Raw genomic sequence first — 17,449 nt, forward strand, 5'->3', positions numbered from 1 at the left:
AAAATCAGATTCTACTGAATTCTGATTTTCGAATCACTCTTTTTTTAATAATTATTTTTTGAATACAAATTCGTATGCTAAATCGATATCTTTAAATGAAATCATTACAGTTTCATATCCTAATGGTTTGAAAAGTTCATTTACAGCATTAGCAACTTTCTCACAAACTTCAACAGGGCGATGAACCCAACCAATTTCAAGATTTGCTCTACTGATTTCTTCTCCATCAAGAATAGCAACACTCTCGATTAAATCTAATGTAAATGCTTCTCTTGGTCTTTCGATTATTTCTGCAATTGTATCGAAAAGTTCCGCACTAACTTTTTTTAAATCTTCTTTTTTAAATCCTCTAGCAACTATACGTGGCATAATAAACCTCCATGTTTTGAATTCGTTTTCTTTAATTATATCATATAATATGAAATTTTTGGTGAAAAATATATCTAAATAATAATTTTGTGTATATATGGAATTAAATTTAAATTTATAATAAATGAAGATAACTTTTACTATATCTGTAATCTAATGAAAATATTATGTTTTTTAGATGATTATAAAAAAATCTAGAGTAATTTTTTGCTTATTTTACTTACAAATGTTATCATTAAGATAGGGAATGTGATATGATATAAAGTAGGAAAAAAATATTAAATTAAATACTAAGGAGAAATTTTTATTAGACTTTTATATAAGAAATACTTTTCATTAATAATGTTGATTTTAGTTTGTGTTGCGATATTTTTATTTTCCAATCAAGTTGGTGAGGAATCTTCGAAGATATCAAATGATTTAATCATAAGAAAATTAGGTCACTTTAGTGAATATATGATTTTAGGATTTTTTTCATTTTCTTATTTATCAAATTTATTTGTGAAAAGTAGCGAGTTTAAAGATTATAGAAAAACAGCAATAACGAGCCTTGTATTTTCTGTTGTATACGCTTCTAGTGATGAATTTCATCAGACTTTTGTAGCTGGAAGAGATGGTAATATCATAGATGTACTAATAGACAGTAGTGGTGCTTTAGTAGGGATAATGATATCTAGTATTATGTATTTTCTTATTATGAAAAAATAGTGAAAAGTATAGTGGTTTTTAGTTGTATTTTTTTTAGAAAAGTTATAAAATATTTATTTAGAGAAACAAAAGTTAAGAAATAAAAGGAGGAGTTTTTGATGCTTAAAGCGCTTATTGTAGAAGATGATAAATTATTAGCTTCATCGTTAAAAGCAGCAATCGCAGAAAAATTCGATGCGGATGTTTGTTATAATGGGCTAGATGGACGAAAATATATTGATGAAAATGTATATGATTTTGTCATAACGGATAGTATCTTACCTGGAATGGGTGGGATAGATCTATTAGATTATATTCGTGAAGAAAAAGAACTGAAAATACCAGTAATTGTAATCACTATAGCTGAATCAACTGAAGAAAAGGCAAGAGTTATGAAGCATAGAGTAACGGAATATCTACCACGTGTAGCGGATACTTCTCTTTTACTAACAACTATGTCTAACTTACTTCAACGTGAAAGTAACTTAAAAGGTGAAAATGAAATTACATACAAAGATTTAGTGTTAGATCTTAAAAATGAATTAGTATCATCTAATGGTGGAACGTTGGAATCTATTAAAGGAAAATATCTTGAATTATTATCTTTCTTTGTGATAAATAATAATATTGTATTAGAGAAAGAAGAAATTTTCGATCGTGTATGGGGTGTTGATTCAGAAACAACTATTAATGCGATTGAGGTTTACATCTCAGGATTAAGAAAAGAACTACGAAAAATAGGTTATGACAAAAATCTTAGAACTGTTCGTGGTGTCGGATATACTTTTGAGTAGGTAAGGATATGGAGTTTAATTATCCGATAGATTATACGCTATATAATACTGAGGAAATAACGACAATTATTAAGTTTTTAGACTTAATTGAAGAATGTTATTTGTCAGGTGTGGAACTTACAGAGTTTAAATCTACATATAAAGAATTTAAAAGTGTAGTTCGTGCAAAATCTGAAGAAAATTCATTGTATCGTGATTTTAAAGAAATTACAGGCTTTGACGGTTATTTAGCAGTAAAAGAAATGAAAAATGAAAAACCAAAAATTAAGCTTTAATGCTTGATTTTTGGTTTTTATTTTAGGTTAAGATAGCCGTAATGGAATTTTGTATTTTTTCTTATTATTTGAGTAAAATTATATTTTTCAAAAACACTATCTTTAAAATGAGCTTTGACTATTATTTTTTTTCTAGCGACTCTTTTCGCTTCTTTTATGAATTCTTCGTAAGGAAAAATAGTGTCGGCTAAGGGAAGTATACCTTCGAGATTTCTTGATTCTGTAATGTTATGAGAAAACATAGGGTCAAAGTATATAATGTCGTAACTATCATCAGGACAATTTTTTAAATAATCTAGACAATCGACATTATAAGTTTTAATTTTACACATCGCTTTATTAATTTCTTCATTCGAAGAAATATAGTTTTTTAGACCGTTGGTTGTGATTAGGTGAATGATGTTATTTTTTTCTAAAGATGTAACCTTATGTCCGTAATAACTTAGTAATATACTGTCTCCAGCTAGGCCCATAGTACAATCAAGAATACTTTGTTCTTTTTCTTTGATTATTTCTACTAAGGGTTCGTTATCTGAATTTTTTATTTTAAGAGCTGTTGTGTCTAAATGAAAGAAGAATTCAGAATCGTCTTCGAAGTAGCTTAATTTGTTCTTATAGACTACTAGTACACCATCTGATGAGGATAATAATTGTTTTATTGTTTTCTTATTTCTCATTTTATATTTTAATCTTAAATCATCGGCAAGTCGTTGGGCTTTTTCATTAAGTTCTGAATTTGTTTTTACACTAGTTGTTACTATTATATTTTTCATTGATTATAAAAATTTTCTCCTCGGTTATGATTACATCTACTTTTATATCGTGATCTTCTTTAGGAACATTATCTTGTAGTAGTTTATGGTAAGATAAACCAACGCTAATATCATATTCTCTTGATGAGAAATATTTATCGTAGTATCCTTTACCATAACCAAGTCGATATCCATTATTATCGAAAACGATAGAAGGAGTTACTACTAAGTCTATTTTTCCTTCGTAGTAGTCGGATGAAGTTGGTTCTAATACTCTGAAATGTCCTGGAGCAAGCTCATCCCAAGATTTTAAGCGAATTAAATTCATCTTTCCATTTTTTATTTTTGGAACAAAGATTTGTTTTTTATTTATCCATTTTTTTATAAAAGTTTCAGTTGTGATTTCGCTACCAAATCCCACGTATATGAATATTTTTTCTGAGGATTCGAAGAAATTTTGTTCTTCTAATGTTGCAAAGATTGTGTTAGTAGATGAGTTTCTATAGTCGCTTGCTAAACTGTTTCGTTCGGATATGAATTTTTTTCTAAGTGTTTTTTTCATAATGTATCACCTCACGTTATATTATATCATAAATCTAAATACAATTATAATTTTGATATAGTATAATAATTGAATGATGTAATTATGATTATGTAAATGAGAAAAAGTACATTATATCTGTAATAAGAATTTTTATAGTAAAGGTGTTCATATAGTTATTATAAAAACAAATATGGATTTTACTGGTAGATAAAGTTATACTATAGGGATATAAGTTATCTATAAATTTTTAGAATTTTTATAATAAAGTATGTACAAGTATAATCAAAATTTTAAGAAAATATAAATAGATGTGGAAACTATGAATGTTGCTGTAGGTGGATTTCAGATTTTCATAATATTATGAGATTTTCATAAATATAAAAATCTTAAATTATGATTTCCTGTATCTACAAGATAAAAGTAGTAAAATAAAAAATAATTATTCATTATTTAATGGAAATAATAGTATAAATATGATATAATATAAAAGAAAATTTATGAGAAAGGAATCTTCTACAAATAATGACAAATTCAGAAAAAAATAAAGATATATTAAGTAATGATGAATTGGCAAAAAATAGTAAAAAAACAGATGATTATTCAAATCTGCTTGAGAAAATAAGAAAGCAAGTAGATATAGAGAATTCGTCTACTTACACTAGAAAGACTCATAATGAACAAGAGAATCTTGAAGAAACAGTAATTATGCCAACTGTTACAGAAAAAGTAACTGATGAGTATGCCGAAACAGTTGTACTAGATAAAAATGAATTAGTACAAGCAATTGAGAAAGAAGAAGCGTTAGTAGGGAAAAAAGTAGAAAAAGTTGAGGAAAAACCTGTAGTACTAGAGGTGCTAGGGGTGAAAAAACGTATAGGTTTAAAAACAATTGTTGAAGATATTACCTTCGACATGCGTGAAGGTGAGATAATCGGATTACTAGGGCCTAATGGAAGTGGTAAAACTACAATTATGAGAATGATGGTAGGACTAACTAAGAAAACAAAAGGGGGCGTCTATTGTTTCGAAAAACCTCTTGGTTTAGGAAGAACTTCTATGCTTAAAGAAGTTGGAGCGATGATTGAAACACCTGAGTTTTATAACTATATGTCAGGTTGGGCTAACTTGAAACAAATTGCACGTGTATGTGGTAAAAAAGTAACAAGAGCACGTATGAAAGAACTAGTTGAATTTGTTGGACTGAAAAAAGTAATTAGAAAAAAAGTTAAAACTTATTCACTAGGTATGCGTCAACGTCTTGGATTAGCACAAGCATTATTAAATGATCCTAAAGTTCTTATTCTTGATGAGCCTGTTAATGGATTAGACCCACAAGGAGTGCAAGATTTTCGTAATAAACTTAAAGAAATCGCAGCAACAGGAGTTTCAATTTTAATTTCATCACATCTTCTTGATGAAATTGAAAAAGTTTGTGATAGAGTTATCGTAATTGAAAAAGGTAAAATTATCGCTGATGATAAATTAGAAAATCTAGTAGCAGATGAAGTCGTTAAAACATTAATTTCAACACATGATGTCGAAAAAACAGAATTATTAGTAAGAGAACTAGGGGTTAGATATGAACTGACTAAAGATGGATTTGTATTTGAAAATCTAAATCGTGAAGAAAAAGCTCGTATCATTACTTACTTAGTAACTAATAATGTTGAATTAGATACAATTCGTGAATTAACAACATCATTAGAGGATCGATTCCTACAAATTACAGGAGGGGAGAGAAAATAATGAAATTATTAATAAATGAATTTATAAAAGATTATAAAAAGAAAACTACATGGTTATATTTCTTACTATCATTTGGAATTATTTTGTTAAATAGCTATTTTGCAAAAAGACAATTTGAAGATGGTGTAGATGCGGTAAAAATATTAAGTGGAATAACGGTGGTTGCTGCGGCAACAGCAACGATATTCTCGCTAATTATGTTAGCAAACAATTTATCTCAAGAATACTCAAAAGGAACGATTAAGTTTCTATATACAAAACCTAAGTCTCGTTCTGCGATACTTACTGCAAAAATAGTATTAGCATTCATTAACTATATTATTTTCTTAGTAGTAGGAACAGTATTTGATTTTGTAACAAAAAATTATGTATTCTTTAAAAATAAAGTAGGATTAAATCATTTGAATGATACTATAACTGAAGGATATTTTGGAAGAACAGTTGCTAAACAAATAATAATAACAAACTTAGCTGATTTAGCAGTGTATATCTTCTTTGTAGCGATGGTAGTATTAGTTTGTGTGGTGTTTAAAACACAAATTCTATCATTGGTATTAGTTATGTTATCACTTTTAGGAACTGGATTAATTCAATCTTTAACAATATTTGCAGTTTCAAAATTCTCATGGGCAAAATATCACATGTTTGACGTACCATTATTTAGTTCATATTATTCAAGTGAAGCAGGTCGTCAGACTGTAAAAGAAATGTTTAAGTTTGATAATGCAAATGCATTAATTATTATGTTAGTAGCATACAGTTTTGTATTCTTTACAATTTCATACATTGTAAATGCAAGACGTGATATTACAATAGATTAGAGTATAAATTGTTAGGAGGTAGGTAAAATGAGAAGTTCATTAAAGAAAATTGAGCGAATTAAGGATATTCTGGATTTAAATGGAGATGTGTTAACATATAAATACTCAGATGAAGAAATACGTTTTGACTTAGGTGAAGAGCAATTAAGCAGTATTTTCAGTAGATTTGTTAAGAGAAATCTTCCTAAGATTAAAGAAGGGTTACATGCAGGGAAGCTTGTAAAATGCCAAAGTGGTTTAGGAATTTCATGTTTATTTATTCCGAGTGATAACGAAGATGATTTCTATCTAATTACTCCTTTCTTAGAATATTTAATACCAACTAAATTATTCCAAGAATCATTAACAAAATATGGAGCGAGTATTAGTGAATTAATTTGTGATGTATATTTTTCATTACCAATTACACCAAGAAAAAAATTCAACTATTTAGTAGAATTATTAGTAGAAGACGAAAATGTAGATTTCTTAGATGCGATTGTTTTAATTGAAGATTCTAGTGTGAAAAATGTAAGAAGAACATCATCTAGAAAAAATACATACTTAAATAGTATTCTAGAGAGTGAAGTTAAGTTTAAACATGAGATTTTACAAGCTGTAGTTGAAGGTAATATTTCTCGTGTTAATATGCTTTTCGATTTACGTCGTAGAAATCATGGTGTAGAAGAAAGCCATGTTGAGCAGGGTGTTAATGTTCGTCGTAGAAAATCATATAACATGAATGATTTATTACGCTATGCTCTTGAACAACACAATGACGATTTCTTAGGAATCGAAGAATTATGGGTTAAAATTAAAAATAAACTTGATAACTATGACTTATCAGAAGATGTTATTAGAAGTTACTGTCTATTAGTTGATAGAAATAAATACAAAGATAAACAAGCTGTAGTTCGTAACTGTATTGCTTATATCAATGATCGTATTTCAGAAAAAATTAGTTTAGATAACGTAAGTGATTACTTAGGTGTTAATAAGAGTTATCTGTCTTCTATTTTCAATAAAGATATGGGAATTAGTATTGTAGATTATATCCACGATAAACGTATATCTAACGCGTGCTATTTATTAGCGAATACTGATTTTTCAATTTCAGAAGTTGCAGATTATATTGGGTACTTCGATACAAGTTACTTCATTAGAATATTTAAAACACTAGTGAAAATGACACCTCTTAAATATAGAGAGTCATTATCTAAAAGATAATATAGAAAAGATTGTTGGCTAAAATAGTCAATAATCTTTTTTTTATATGTTATGTAAATAATATATATATCGTTAATTTTGTATTTTGCTACTTGCATTTATGTAATTGTGGTATAATATAATCATTCTTAAAAATAGTAAATCGTAGGAGATTAAAGATGATTTTTGCATTAGATGTAGGGAATACAAACATCGTACTTGGAGTATTTAGCAGTGATTATAAGATGCTTCATTCATGGCGTATAGCAACGGATAATACTAAAACAGAAGATGAACTATATGTTATTATTAGAAATTTCTTTATTGATAAAGGGATTAAGTTTGAAGATTTCGATGGAGTGGTGATATCGAGTGTAGTTCCAAAAATGATGTTTGCACTAGAATTGTTAAGTAAGAAATACTTTGAAAAAGAACCGATTATTGTTTCGGCTGATATTAATACAGGTATAAAGGTACCAGAGCCATATAGTAGTAAATTAGGTTCCGATCGAGTAGTTGATATTGTCGGAGCAAAAGTTAGTGAATATTTACCAGCAATAGTAGTTGATTTTGGAACAGCTACAACATTTGATTGTGTGGACGAAGATATGAACTATCGTGGAGGTATTATTTGTCCAGGTATGAATATTAGTGCGGAAGCATTATATTCAAGGGCTGCCAAACTACCTAGGGTGGAATTTGAAGCGGTGAGTACATCTCTAGGGATGGATACTACTAGTCAAATGCAAGCAGGGTTATTTTATGGATTCTTAGGTCAATTTGAAAATATTATTAAACATTTACAAAAAGATTTAGGAAAAGAATATAAGGTAGTTTTAACTGGAGGTTTGTCAAAGTTTATTGCAAAGTATAGTGATGTGGTGGATATAGTTGATGAAGAATTAACTTTAAAAGGTATAATTGAATTGTACAAAATGAATAATACCAAATAACATTAAAGAAACAATAATAAGGATATAATAACAATGAAAATTACAGTTTTTTGTGGAGCAAATAATGGGAAGAGTGAATTGTATAAAGAAAATGCAATAGAACTTGGAGAGTGGATTTCTAGAAATAATCATACTTTAGTATATGGTGGTGGCAAAGTAGGTCTGATGGGGATTATTGCTGATACAGTCTTAGACAATGGTGGAGAAGTCATAGGGATAATGCCACAATTTTTAGTAGACAGAGAAATCAGCCACAATGATATTAATGAACTGATTGTTGTCGATGATATGTCGGTGAGAAAAACTAAACTTGTTGATCTTGGTGATGTGTTTATTGCTTTACCAGGTGGACCTGGAACGTTAGAAGAGATATCACAGGTAATCTCATGGGTGAGAGTTGGTAAAAAAGATGCTCCTTGTATTCTAATGAATATTAATGGTTATTATGACTTTTTAGAACAATATTTTGATAAGATGGTAGCAGAAGGTTTCTTAACTATTGAAGATAGAAAAAATACTTTATTTACAGATAATATAGAGGAAATGGAACGATTCATAATTAATTATAAAAATTTATAAATGTAAATAAATAGACAATAATGGAAATAAAATGTATAATAATACATCGTAATAAGAAGTTCTAGAATTGAAAGGAATTTATTTTAATGAAAGATTATTTGATTAGAGGATTAGCCTTTAACGATGAAATTAGATTTTTTGTAACAAAAACTACAGATTTAATAGAAGAAATTAGACAAAGACATGATGCTTATCCAACAGCAATAGCAGCAGTAGGTCGTACAGCTACGGTTACTACAATGATGGGTGCTATGCTTAAGAGTGGAGACAGAATTGACGTTGCTGTTCGTGGAGATGGTCCAGTAGGAACAATCTATGCATCATCAAATGAGTTAGGGGAAACTACAGCATATGCTAAAAATATGCAAGTTCATATTCCAAGTAATGCTCAGGGTAAGCTTGATGTAAAAGGAGTAGTTGGTGGAGGAAACATCACGGTAGTACGTGACTTAGGATTAAATGAAAAGTATACTACTACTTCACCGATAGTATCTGGAGAAATCGCAGAAGATTTCACTTATTATTTCGCTGCTAGTGAGCAAGTCCCTTCTGCAGTATCTTTAGGGGTATTGGTAGAAACTGATAATTCTGTAATTGCAGCTGGAGGATTTATTTTACAAGTACTTCCAAATGCTACAAATGAGACGATAACAAAGATAGAAAAAGCAATTAGTAATATTAAACCAATTTCTACACTTATCCATGAAGGAAAAACACCTGAAGAAATTGCGGATATTATCTTTGGGGGAGAAGAAAACTATCGAATTTTACAGAAGAATGATGTAGTATTTAAATGTACATGTTCTAAAGAGCGCTATGCTGATGCTCTAGTAACGTTAGGGAAAGAAGAATTAGAAGAAATTGCTAAACAAGAAACTACAGAGTTAGTCTGTGCGTTTTGTAAAGAAAAATATCATTTTTCTCAAAAAGAAATTACTGACTTATTAGACAATTTAAAATAATATTATGAATAAAGAGCCTTAATGATTAACATTTCATTAGGCTCTTGAATTTTCAATGAAAGTTTGGTATCATAAATAAAATTACTCAAAGTTTATATAGGAGGAGTTATGGAATTACTAAGAGAAATGGTTATTACTGATGGTAAAGTTTATGACAATAATGTCCTTAAAGTTGATTCATTTTTAAACCATCAAATCGATGCTGGCTTAATGATGAAAATGGCAGAGTCTTTTCATGAATATTTTAAAAATGAAGAAATAACGAAGATTCTGACAATCGAGGCGAGTGGTATTGCGCCAGCGATTATGGTAGCAAACTTATTTAAAGTGCCGATGGTTTTCGCTAAAAAGAGTAAACCATCAACATTAAAAAATAATGATGTATACACTGCAGAGGTTCATAGCTACACGAAAAATATAACTAATACTATAGTAGTTTCAGAAAAATTCATTAATAAAGATGACAAAGTACTTATTGTTGATGATTTTCTTGCTAATGGACAGGCTACTTTAGGTCTTATGGAAATAGTAGATAAGGCTGGAGCTGAGACAGTAGGAGTAGGAATACTGGTTGAGAAAAGTTTCCAAGATGGTAGAAAATTATTAGATGAAAAGAATGTCAATGTTTGTTCTTTATGTAGAATTGCTTCTCTAGAGAATAATGAAGTTAAATTTAATAAAGCTGATGATGAGAAATAAGAAAGGACTTAAATAAAATGTGGGAAAATAAATTTCAAAAAGAAGGTTTAACATTTGATGATGTGCTATTAGTACCAGCTAAAAGTGACATTTTACCTAAAAAAGTTGATTTAAAAGTTAGTTTAACGGAGAAAATTAAACTATCAGTGCCAATTATTTCTGCTGCAATGGATACAGTAACAGAATACAAAATGGCAATAGCAATGGCCCGTGAAGGTGGAATCGGTGTTATTCACAAAAATATGACTATTGAAGAACAAGCTGAACAAGTAAGAAAAGTTAAACGTTCAGAAAGTGGAGTTATAACAGATCCTTTCTTCCTTACACCAGATAGTCTAGTATATGAAGCAGAAAACTTAATGCAACAATACAAAATTTCAGGTGTACCGATTGTAAACAATGAAGAGGATATGAAAGTTGTTGGAATCATCACAAACCGTGATATGAGATTCTTAACTGATTTTGATATTAAAATTAGTGAAGTAATGACTAAAGAGCACCTTATTACTGCTCCAGAAAAAACTACACTGGAAGAAGCTAGTGTAATTTTACGTAGTCACAAAATTGAAAAACTAATTTTAACTGACGAAGCAGGTAAATTAACAGGATTGATCACTATTAAAGATATTGAGAAATTAGCTAAATATCCTAACTCAGCAAAAGATGTTAAAGGGCGTCTTTTAGTAGCCGCTTCTGTAGGTATTACTAACGATACAGTTGATCGTGTTGATGCTTTAGTAGAAGCTGGAGTTGATGCAATCGTAGTTGATACTGCTCACGGACACTCTAAAGGAGTATTAGATGCAGTTAAAACATTAAGAACTAACTATCCTGAGTTAGATATTATTGCTGGAAACGTAGCAACAGGAGAAGCTGCTCGTGATTTATTCGAAGCTGGAGCGGATGTTGTAAAAGTAGGTATTGGACCTGGTTCAATCTGTACTACGCGTGTAGTTGCAGGGGTAGGAGTTCCACAAATCACAGCTATTTACGACTGTGCAACAGTAGCTCGTGAATTAGGAAAAACAATCATTGCTGATGGTGGAATTAAATATACTGGAGACGTAGTAAAAGCTATCGCAGCTGGTGGACACGCAGTAATGCTAGGATCTATGCTTGCTGGTTGTGAAGAATCACCAGGTGAATTAGAAATCTTCCAAGGTAGAACATTCAAAGCATACCGTGGAATGGGATCAATTTCTGCAATGGAAAAAGGATCTAAAGACCGTTACTTCCAAGAAGATGGTAAGAAATTAGTTCCAGAAGGAATCGAAGGACGTACACCTTATAAAGGTGCTGTTTCTGAAACAATTTATCAAATCATTGGTGGATTACGTGCAGGTATGGGTTACACTGGTTCACGTGACTTACGTGCGCTTCGTGAAAACTCACAATTTGTTCGTATGACTGGTGCTGGATTAATCGAATCTCACCCACACGACGTTCAAATTACAAAAGAAAGTCCAAACTATTCTAAATAATAATTATAGATAATAAGAAGCTGGGAGCTTGAAGTTCAAGTTCCTAGCTTTATTTTGAATAAAAAAGAAAGCCGAAGTGGGATTTAGACCTATACTCCGACTTTCTTATATAACCTATAGTTTTAAATTTGTTTAGTTAAGTCAATCATTTCAAGAAGACCTTGAGCACATTCACTACCTTTGTTACCGGCTTTTGAACCAGCTCTTTCGATAGCTTGATCGATATCTTCAGTAGTAATAACACCAAACATTACAGGAATTTCACTGTTAAGGTTAATTTGTCCTACACCTTTTGCTACCTCGTTACAAACTAAGTCATAGTGACTAGTGCTTCCACGAATAATGCTTCCTAATGTAACGATACCATCGTATTTATTTGTAGCTACTAATTTTTTAGTAATAAATGGAATTTCGAATGCTCCTGGAACCCAGTATACATCGATGTTTTCTTCTTTTACTTCATTTCTAATTAATGTATCTTTAGCACCACCTAATAATTTAGATGTGATGAACTCGTTAAAACGTGCTACTACGATTGCTACTTTAATATCTTTACCTATAAATTTTCCTTCAAATGTTGTCATAATAATATTCTCCTTATATATCTAAAAAGTGATTAAATCTTATTTTTTTTGTTTGCAAATAGTGTTTGTTTTCTTTATGTGGTTTTATCTTAATTGGTTCACGGTCAACTATGTTTATTCCTAAAGAGCTTAGTTGTTCTACTTTGTCAGGATTGTTAGTAAGTAGTTTTACCGATTTTATTCCTAAGTAATCTAATATATCTACTGCAATACTATAATCCCTCTCATCGGGAGCGAAACCTAATTGCACATTAGCATCGTAAGTATCTACACCTTGTTCTTGCAGTTGGTAAGCAAGAAGTTTATTTCTAAGTCCGATTCCTCGTCCTTCTTGTCTTAAATAGAGAACTGCACCGCGACCTAGTTCTGAGATTTTTTGAAGTGCAGCATGTAATTGTTCACCGCAATCACATCTATGAGAAGCGAATATATCCCCTGTTAAACATTCTGAGTGAACTCGTATTAGTAAAGGTTCTTCAGAAGTTAAATCTCCTTTGCTAATAATTAAATGTTCTTTATTAAATTCATCTTCGAACAGCTGTAAATCAAAGTCTCCAAATTCTGTTGGAAGCTTTACTTTAACGCTTTCTTCAAATGACAAAAAACGTGTTAGTTCATCTAAGTCAACAACTGTTAAATTCCATTTTTTAGCGAATTCATACAAGTCATCTCTTCTAGCCATAGTACCATCTTCATTCATAATTTCACAGATGTACGAAGCTTCAGTGCTATTAGCTAATCTTGCTAAATCTAGGCTAGCCTCTGTGTGACCACGACGAACTTTGATTCCACCATCACGCCCAATAAGAGGGAACATGTGTCCAGGTCTATTAAAATCTTCTGGTCTCGAATTAGGATTTGCTAATTCTTTTATAGTAGTTGCTCTTTCAAAAGCAGAGATTCCTGTTGTTGATGTTTTATAATCAACACTTACTGTAAATGCAGTCTCATGTGGATCAGTATTTTTATCTAGCATTGAGTGTAGATTCAAGCGTTGAGCTATTTCAGTTGAGACAGGTGCGCAAATTAAACCACGGGCGTGTTTTGTCATGAAGTTTACATTTTCACCTGTAACTAGTTCAGCTAATCCAACTAAATCTCCTTCCGCTTCTCTGTCGTCATCATCGATAAGAACAATTAATTTTCCAGCTTTTAGGTCTTCGATTGCTTGTCTTACATTATTAATCATTTAACTTTCCTCCAAATAATTTTAATTGAGCTTTTATGTATTTTGCTAGAATATCGGTCTCAATATTTACATTGTCACCAATTTTCAATTTTTCTAGATTTGTATGTTTTGCAGTATGTGGAATTAATGAAACTGTAAATTTATTATTGTCACAAGTTACTACTGTTAAACTTATTCCGTTTATAGTAATTGAGCCTTGATTAATGATTTCTCCTTGAAATTTACTTGGATAAGCAAAAGTTAGAAGAATAGCATTTTCATCTTTTTGTCTTGCTGCTAATTGTGCTAATCCATCACTGTGACCCGAAACGATATGTCCTTCGAATCTATCTGAGTGTCCCATTGCAGGTTCAAGATTTACAGAGTCATTTACTTTTAGCTCTTTAAATGTTGTTCTCTTATAAGTCTCAGGCATAATATCAACTGTGAATTGTGATGAACTTTTTTGAACACATGTTAAACATACACCATTTACAGCCATACTATCACCGATTTTATATGTTTCCAATAAGTTCTTAGTTGCTTGTATTGTTAATTTTATACTGTGACTTGATTTTATAATTTTTACTATTTTCCCTTGTTCTTTTATTAATCCTGTAAACATTGACTTTCTTTCCTTCCTGAGATTCTTATATCTTCACCGAGTTTTGTTACATTAATATCGTGTAAAGTGATTTTTTCATTAGTAGGCCTATCACTACTAAATGATGAAGTATTTCTTCCTCCTAAGAGTGTAGGGGAAATATATGAAATTACTTCATCCCAATAGCCACTAGCAAGGAATTGATCGTGGATACAAGGGCCACCTTCTACGTAAACTGACTGTATACCAAGTTTTGCAATTTCAGTAAGAATTTCTTTTATTGTAAATTCGTTAGGTGTAACGATAGTTAGATGTGAAGGTAAGTCTTCATTTTTGTGTTTTGAAAAAACTATAACTTCAGAAGAATCATCTTTAAAGAGATTTAGTTCTTTATGTTGAAAAATAGTTCCTTCTTTATCTAATATTATTCTTTTTGGTGGGTATAACGAAGTGTTGGCTCCAGTTAATTTTGGATTATCTATTAACACAGTTTTTGCCCCAACAAGAATAGCTTGATAATTATCTCGTTCTTTTCTGACGAAGTCGTACACTTCTTTTCCTGTTATTTGAGTTCTTTCATTAGTAAAGGCTAATTTTCCATCAAGACTGGTAGCTTGTTTTAAGACTACATATGGTCTATTTTGTGTATGGAATAAATTATAAGCATAATTTAGACTGTAAGCTTCTTTTTCCAAGATACCAGTTATAACTTCAATTCCATTATCACGTAAGAATTTAATTCCTTTACCACTAACTATTGGGTTAGGATCTAATTGAGCAACAACAACTTTAGAGATGCCCATTTTCAATATGGCTTCTGTACAAGGGGGTTGTTTTCCTCTGTGGTTACATGGTTCTAATGTGACGTATAGAGTTGAATTAAATATTTTTTCAGGAGTTTTACAAGTAGAAATAGCATTTTTTTCAGCATGTTCACAACCGTAACGAAGGTGTGCACCTCTTGCGACAATTTTATTATCTTTTACTATAATTGCACCGACTAGAGGATTGGTATGTGTATATTTTGTACCACGTTTGGCCTCTAATAGAGCAAGATTCATAAAATATTCATGCATAGTATCAACTCCTTTATAAAAATAAAAACCCGATAATATTTGATGATTCAAATAATCGGGATTGATGGTTTGTTTTTTATTCGATAAAAAGTACTGAATGTATAATTATAATACATTCTAGGTTGTATATTATCAGTAGTATTAGATATATTTATCTTAATGCTATAATTTCTTCTCCCATCCAGACTATACTGTCGGTTCTGGAATCTCACCAGATCAGCTTGCGCTCACGGACTTCTAGAGAACTAGTCACCGCCGGTTGGGAATTACACCCGACCCCGAAGAAATATTTAATTCATGACTTAATAATAGCACTATTGAAAACGTATGTCAATAATTATAGTTTATTTATAAAAAAATATTTAAAACGCTATAAAAAAATAAGAGTGATTCAACAGATGGGATTTCTACGAAATCGTTATTTGAATCACTCCAAATAGTTTTAAATTATATTATAAAAATTGTGCTAAGCAAACGATGAGAATAATAACTGGTAGTATATATCTTAATAGGAATAACCATGTTCTGAATAATACTAGGCTTGTTTTGTTATGCTCATTAATGTGTAATTGTTCCTTGGCAACTTTTTTGTCTAGTACATATCCAGTGAATATTGATAGTGCAAGACAACCAAGTGGCATAAGTATATTAGATACTAAGAAGTCCATTAAATCGAAAACTGTTTTTCCGAATATTAATGTATCAGATAATGAACCGTAAGATAGAGCTGAAGGAATTCCAACGATGAAAGTTAAGATTCCGATGATTACACTGAATTTAGTACGGTTAGTATTTTTTTGGTTAGTAATATTTCCTACATTGATTTCTAACATAACTACAGATGAAGTAATAGTAGCGAATAAGAATAATATTAAGAATAGAATGTAGAAAATTTTACCGAATGCCATATTGTTGAATAATTGTGGTAATACGATGAATAATAAACTTGGCCCACCTTCAGATTCCATTCCGAATGAACTCATAGCTGGGAAGATTGCAAGTCCTGCCATTATAGAGACGGCAATGTTCATTAATACAACCGAAATACCTGATTGAACCAGGTTAGTTCTTCTATCAAGGTATGATGCATAAGTTAACATAGCCGTAACCCCGATAGAAAGTGCGAAGAACGATTGACCAAGTGCGAATAAAATACCAGAACTAGTGATTTTAGAAAAATCAGGTTTTAGGAAGTAAGTAACTCCAGCCATTGCATTTGGTAATGTTAATGATCTTGCGATAATTACTAAGAATATAATGAATAATAGTGGCATCATAATTTTTGATGCTTTTTCAATACCTTTTTGAACACCACGAGATACTATAAGAATATTCAATAAGATGAATAAAGCCTGAGCTCCTAATGCAATCCAAGTATTTGAGATAACACTCGTGAATAGGGCAGCGTGATCGCCAGTAGCATGAAGCCCAAGAGCATCGGTAACTGAAATACCTAAGTATACTAAAATCCATCCACCTATAACACTATAGAATGATAGTAAGATGAATAGGGCGAATCCACCGATATAACCAATAATATTATAATTTTTGTTTTTTCCTAGTTTACCGAAAGTTCTAATAGCTGAAACTCCAGCACCACGACCAAGTACGAATTCAGCAAGAAGTAGTGGTAGTCCAATTAAAAGAGTGAAGATAAGGAAGACTAGTAAGAATCCACCTCCACCATTTGCTGCTGTCATATATGGGAATTTCCATACAGCTCCAAGACCTATCGCAGATCCCGCTGAAGCAAGTATGAAACCTATTTTAGAACTCCATTTTGAATTTTCTGACATAAAATTTCTCCTCCTGTTAATTGAAAATAAATAAAAGCTATTTAGAAAATACTAAATAGCTTTTAAAATATATATAATACTATACTCAAGGCCATTTAGTATTTTTACCAATGGCCTAAAAACATGTTTAACTAGCCATTGTAGACATCGTTGCACTTATATCTACAATGCTATGAGATATAAGTGCTGCTAAAATGGCACGAAAAAGTATTCTCTTTTACTAGTTAAAATATTAGTTTTCATTATTGAGTAGCTCCTTTATTAATTGTAATTAAAATCTTAACATTTATCTGAAAATTTGTCAATAATTTTTTGAAAACTTTTGATTAGTTGATTTATTTAGCAATAGTAAAAGGAAAGTAGAGGAGAATGTA

General features: G+C 30.7%; 19 protein-coding genes and 1 riboswitch. Of the genes, 11 read left to right on the top strand and 8 right to left on the bottom strand.

Annotation, left to right across the window (positions count from 1 at the left end):
• Positions 1–51: 51 nt before the first annotated feature.
• Complete coding sequence (locus O5Y44_RS04815; protein ID WP_048803358.1) at positions 52–369, bottom strand: DUF1904 family protein; 318 nt, start codon at positions 367–369, stop codon at positions 52–54.
• A 342-nt stretch (positions 370–711) separates the two neighbouring features.
• Here O5Y44_RS04815 and O5Y44_RS04820 point away from each other — a divergent pair, with 342 nt between their 5' ends.
• The 3 genes from O5Y44_RS04820 to O5Y44_RS04830 all read left to right on the top strand — a co-directional run bounded on the left by O5Y44_RS04820 (position 712) and on the right by O5Y44_RS04830 (position 2,125).
• On the top strand, positions 712–1,077 hold the full coding sequence (locus tag O5Y44_RS04820) for a VanZ family protein (RefSeq protein WP_371465635.1): 366 nt from the start codon (positions 712–714) through the stop codon (positions 1,075–1,077).
• A 98-nt stretch (positions 1,078–1,175) separates the two neighbouring features.
• Positions 1,176–1,850 (top strand): response regulator transcription factor, encoded by a 675-nt coding sequence (locus O5Y44_RS04825; RefSeq protein WP_271965507.1) that lies wholly within the window; start codon positions 1,176–1,178, stop codon positions 1,848–1,850.
• A gap of 8 nt (positions 1,851–1,858) precedes the next feature.
• On the top strand, positions 1,859–2,125 hold the full coding sequence (locus tag O5Y44_RS04830) for a UPF0223 family protein (RefSeq protein ID WP_048803361.1): 267 nt from the start codon (positions 1,859–1,861) through the stop codon (positions 2,123–2,125).
• A gap of 17 nt (positions 2,126–2,142) precedes the next feature.
• Here the strand turns inward: O5Y44_RS04830 and O5Y44_RS04835 are convergent, their stop codons facing one another.
• Positions 2,143–2,898, bottom strand: coding sequence for a class I SAM-dependent methyltransferase (locus O5Y44_RS04835; RefSeq protein ID WP_371465636.1), 756 nt, complete (start codon positions 2,896–2,898; stop codon positions 2,143–2,145).
• The gene (locus O5Y44_RS04840; protein ID WP_371465637.1) at positions 2,873–3,439 is read right to left on the bottom strand and encodes a 5-formyltetrahydrofolate cyclo-ligase; all 567 of its coding nucleotides are present in this window, start codon (positions 3,437–3,439) and stop codon (positions 2,873–2,875) included. The genes O5Y44_RS04835 and O5Y44_RS04840 overlap by 26 nt, the downstream gene beginning before the upstream one ends.
• Before the next feature lie 504 nt (positions 3,440–3,943).
• Here O5Y44_RS04840 and O5Y44_RS04845 point away from each other — a divergent pair.
• The 8 genes from O5Y44_RS04845 to guaB all read left to right on the top strand — a co-directional run bounded on the left by O5Y44_RS04845 (position 3,944) and on the right by guaB (position 11,847).
• Positions 3,944–5,167 carry an ABC transporter ATP-binding protein gene (locus O5Y44_RS04845; protein WP_271965504.1) on the top strand — a complete coding sequence of 408 codons (1,224 nt, stop codon included), beginning with the start codon at positions 3,944–3,946 and terminating at the stop codon, positions 5,165–5,167.
• Entirely contained in the window at positions 5,167–5,988 is an 822-nt protein-coding gene (locus O5Y44_RS04850) for an ABC transporter permease (protein ID WP_271965503.1), read from the top strand. Before O5Y44_RS04845 ends, O5Y44_RS04850 begins: the two co-directional genes overlap by 1 nt.
• Before the next feature lie 27 nt (positions 5,989–6,015).
• On the top strand, positions 6,016–7,194 hold the full coding sequence (locus tag O5Y44_RS04855; RefSeq protein WP_271965502.1) for a helix-turn-helix transcriptional regulator: 1,179 nt from the start codon (positions 6,016–6,018) through the stop codon (positions 7,192–7,194).
• A gap of 158 nt (positions 7,195–7,352) precedes the next feature.
• Positions 7,353–8,126: a type III pantothenate kinase gene (locus O5Y44_RS04860; protein ID WP_271965501.1), complete on the top strand. Its 774-nt coding sequence runs from the start codon at positions 7,353–7,355 to the stop codon at positions 8,124–8,126.
• Between the two features lie 33 nt (positions 8,127–8,159).
• Positions 8,160–8,705 (top strand): LOG family protein, encoded by a 546-nt coding sequence (locus O5Y44_RS04865; protein WP_371465638.1) that lies wholly within the window; start codon positions 8,160–8,162, stop codon positions 8,703–8,705.
• Positions 8,706–8,791: 86 nt separating this feature from the next.
• The gene (hslO, locus tag O5Y44_RS04870; protein WP_371465639.1) at positions 8,792–9,667 is read left to right on the top strand and encodes an Hsp33 family molecular chaperone HslO; all 876 of its coding nucleotides are present in this window, start codon (positions 8,792–8,794) and stop codon (positions 9,665–9,667) included.
• A gap of 108 nt (positions 9,668–9,775) precedes the next feature.
• Positions 9,776–10,366 (top strand): xanthine phosphoribosyltransferase, encoded by a 591-nt coding sequence (locus tag O5Y44_RS04875; RefSeq protein ID WP_271965498.1) that lies wholly within the window; start codon positions 9,776–9,778, stop codon positions 10,364–10,366.
• Between the two features lie 17 nt (positions 10,367–10,383).
• Complete coding sequence (guaB, locus tag O5Y44_RS04880; protein WP_371465641.1) at positions 10,384–11,847, top strand: IMP dehydrogenase; 1,464 nt, start codon at positions 10,384–10,386, stop codon at positions 11,845–11,847.
• 122 nt (positions 11,848–11,969) lie between these two features.
• Here guaB and ribH read toward each other — a convergent pair whose 3' ends face one another.
• From ribH to O5Y44_RS04905, 5 genes are all read right to left on the bottom strand, one after another.
• Positions 11,970–12,431, bottom strand: a complete 462-nt coding sequence (ribH, locus tag O5Y44_RS04885) for a 6,7-dimethyl-8-ribityllumazine synthase (protein ID WP_003147907.1) — start codon at positions 12,429–12,431, stop codon at positions 11,970–11,972.
• Between the two features lie 13 nt (positions 12,432–12,444).
• Entirely contained in the window at positions 12,445–13,620 is a 1,176-nt protein-coding gene (gene ribA, locus O5Y44_RS04890) for a GTP cyclohydrolase II (RefSeq protein ID WP_371465642.1), read from the bottom strand.
• A complete protein-coding gene (locus O5Y44_RS04895) occupies positions 13,613–14,224 on the bottom strand; it encodes a riboflavin synthase (protein WP_316447109.1) in 612 nt (203 codons plus the stop codon). Before O5Y44_RS04895 ends, ribA begins: the two co-directional genes overlap by 8 nt.
• Positions 14,209–15,279, bottom strand: a complete 1,071-nt coding sequence (gene ribD, locus O5Y44_RS04900) for a bifunctional diaminohydroxyphosphoribosylaminopyrimidine deaminase/5-amino-6-(5-phosphoribosylamino)uracil reductase RibD (protein ID WP_371465643.1) — start codon at positions 15,277–15,279, stop codon at positions 14,209–14,211. Before ribD ends, O5Y44_RS04895 begins: the two co-directional genes overlap by 16 nt.
• A 165-nt stretch (positions 15,280–15,444) precedes the next feature.
• Positions 15,445–15,569, bottom strand: a riboswitch (FMN riboswitch).
• A gap of 162 nt (positions 15,570–15,731) precedes the next feature.
• Positions 15,732–17,075, bottom strand: a complete 1,344-nt coding sequence (locus O5Y44_RS04905; RefSeq protein WP_371465644.1) for a sodium-dependent transporter — start codon at positions 17,073–17,075, stop codon at positions 15,732–15,734.
• Positions 17,076–17,449 lie beyond the last annotated feature (374 nt).

Origin of the sequence: Gemella sp. 27098_8_155, from assembly GCF_041433725.1 — a bacterium.
Classification (GTDB): Bacteria; Bacillota; Bacilli; order Staphylococcales; family Gemellaceae; genus Gemella; species Gemella haemolysans_D.

Coding starts and splice junctions, on each gene's coding strand:
- O5Y44_RS04905 (WP_371465644.1), bottom strand. CDS start 17,075: ATGTCAGAAAATTCAAAATGGAGTTCTAAAATAGGTTTCATACTTGCT.
- O5Y44_RS04820 (WP_371465635.1), top strand. CDS start 712: ATGTTGATTTTAGTTTGTGTTGCGATATTTTTATTTTCCAATCAAGTT.
- guaB (WP_371465641.1), top strand. CDS start 10,384: ATGTGGGAAAATAAATTTCAAAAAGAAGGTTTAACATTTGATGATGTG.
- O5Y44_RS04855 (WP_271965502.1), top strand. CDS start 6,016: ATGAGAAGTTCATTAAAGAAAATTGAGCGAATTAAGGATATTCTGGAT.
- hslO (WP_371465639.1), top strand. CDS start 8,792: ATGAAAGATTATTTGATTAGAGGATTAGCCTTTAACGATGAAATTAGA.
- O5Y44_RS04895 (WP_316447109.1), bottom strand. CDS start 14,224: ATGTTTACAGGATTAATAAAAGAACAAGGGAAAATAGTAAAAATTATA.
- O5Y44_RS04840 (WP_371465637.1), bottom strand. CDS start 3,439: ATGAAAAAAACACTTAGAAAAAAATTCATATCCGAACGAAACAGTTTA.
- O5Y44_RS04865 (WP_371465638.1), top strand. CDS start 8,160: ATGAAAATTACAGTTTTTTGTGGAGCAAATAATGGGAAGAGTGAATTG.
- O5Y44_RS04845 (WP_271965504.1), top strand. CDS start 3,944: ATGACAAATTCAGAAAAAAATAAAGATATATTAAGTAATGATGAATTG.
- O5Y44_RS04835 (WP_371465636.1), bottom strand. CDS start 2,898: ATGAAAAATATAATAGTAACAACTAGTGTAAAAACAAATTCAGAACTT.
- ribH (WP_003147907.1), bottom strand. CDS start 12,431: ATGACAACATTTGAAGGAAAATTTATAGGTAAAGATATTAAAGTAGCA.
- O5Y44_RS04875 (WP_271965498.1), top strand. CDS start 9,776: ATGGAATTACTAAGAGAAATGGTTATTACTGATGGTAAAGTTTATGAC.
- O5Y44_RS04860 (WP_271965501.1), top strand. CDS start 7,353: ATGATTTTTGCATTAGATGTAGGGAATACAAACATCGTACTTGGAGTA.
- O5Y44_RS04815 (WP_048803358.1), bottom strand. CDS start 369: ATGCCACGTATAGTTGCTAGAGGATTTAAAAAAGAAGATTTAAAAAAA.
- ribD (WP_371465643.1), bottom strand. CDS start 15,279: ATGCATGAATATTTTATGAATCTTGCTCTATTAGAGGCCAAACGTGGT.
- O5Y44_RS04830 (WP_048803361.1), top strand. CDS start 1,859: ATGGAGTTTAATTATCCGATAGATTATACGCTATATAATACTGAGGAA.
- ribA (WP_371465642.1), bottom strand. CDS start 13,620: ATGATTAATAATGTAAGACAAGCAATCGAAGACCTAAAAGCTGGAAAA.
- O5Y44_RS04850 (WP_271965503.1), top strand. CDS start 5,167: ATGAAATTATTAATAAATGAATTTATAAAAGATTATAAAAAGAAAACT.
- O5Y44_RS04825 (WP_271965507.1), top strand. CDS start 1,176: ATGCTTAAAGCGCTTATTGTAGAAGATGATAAATTATTAGCTTCATCG.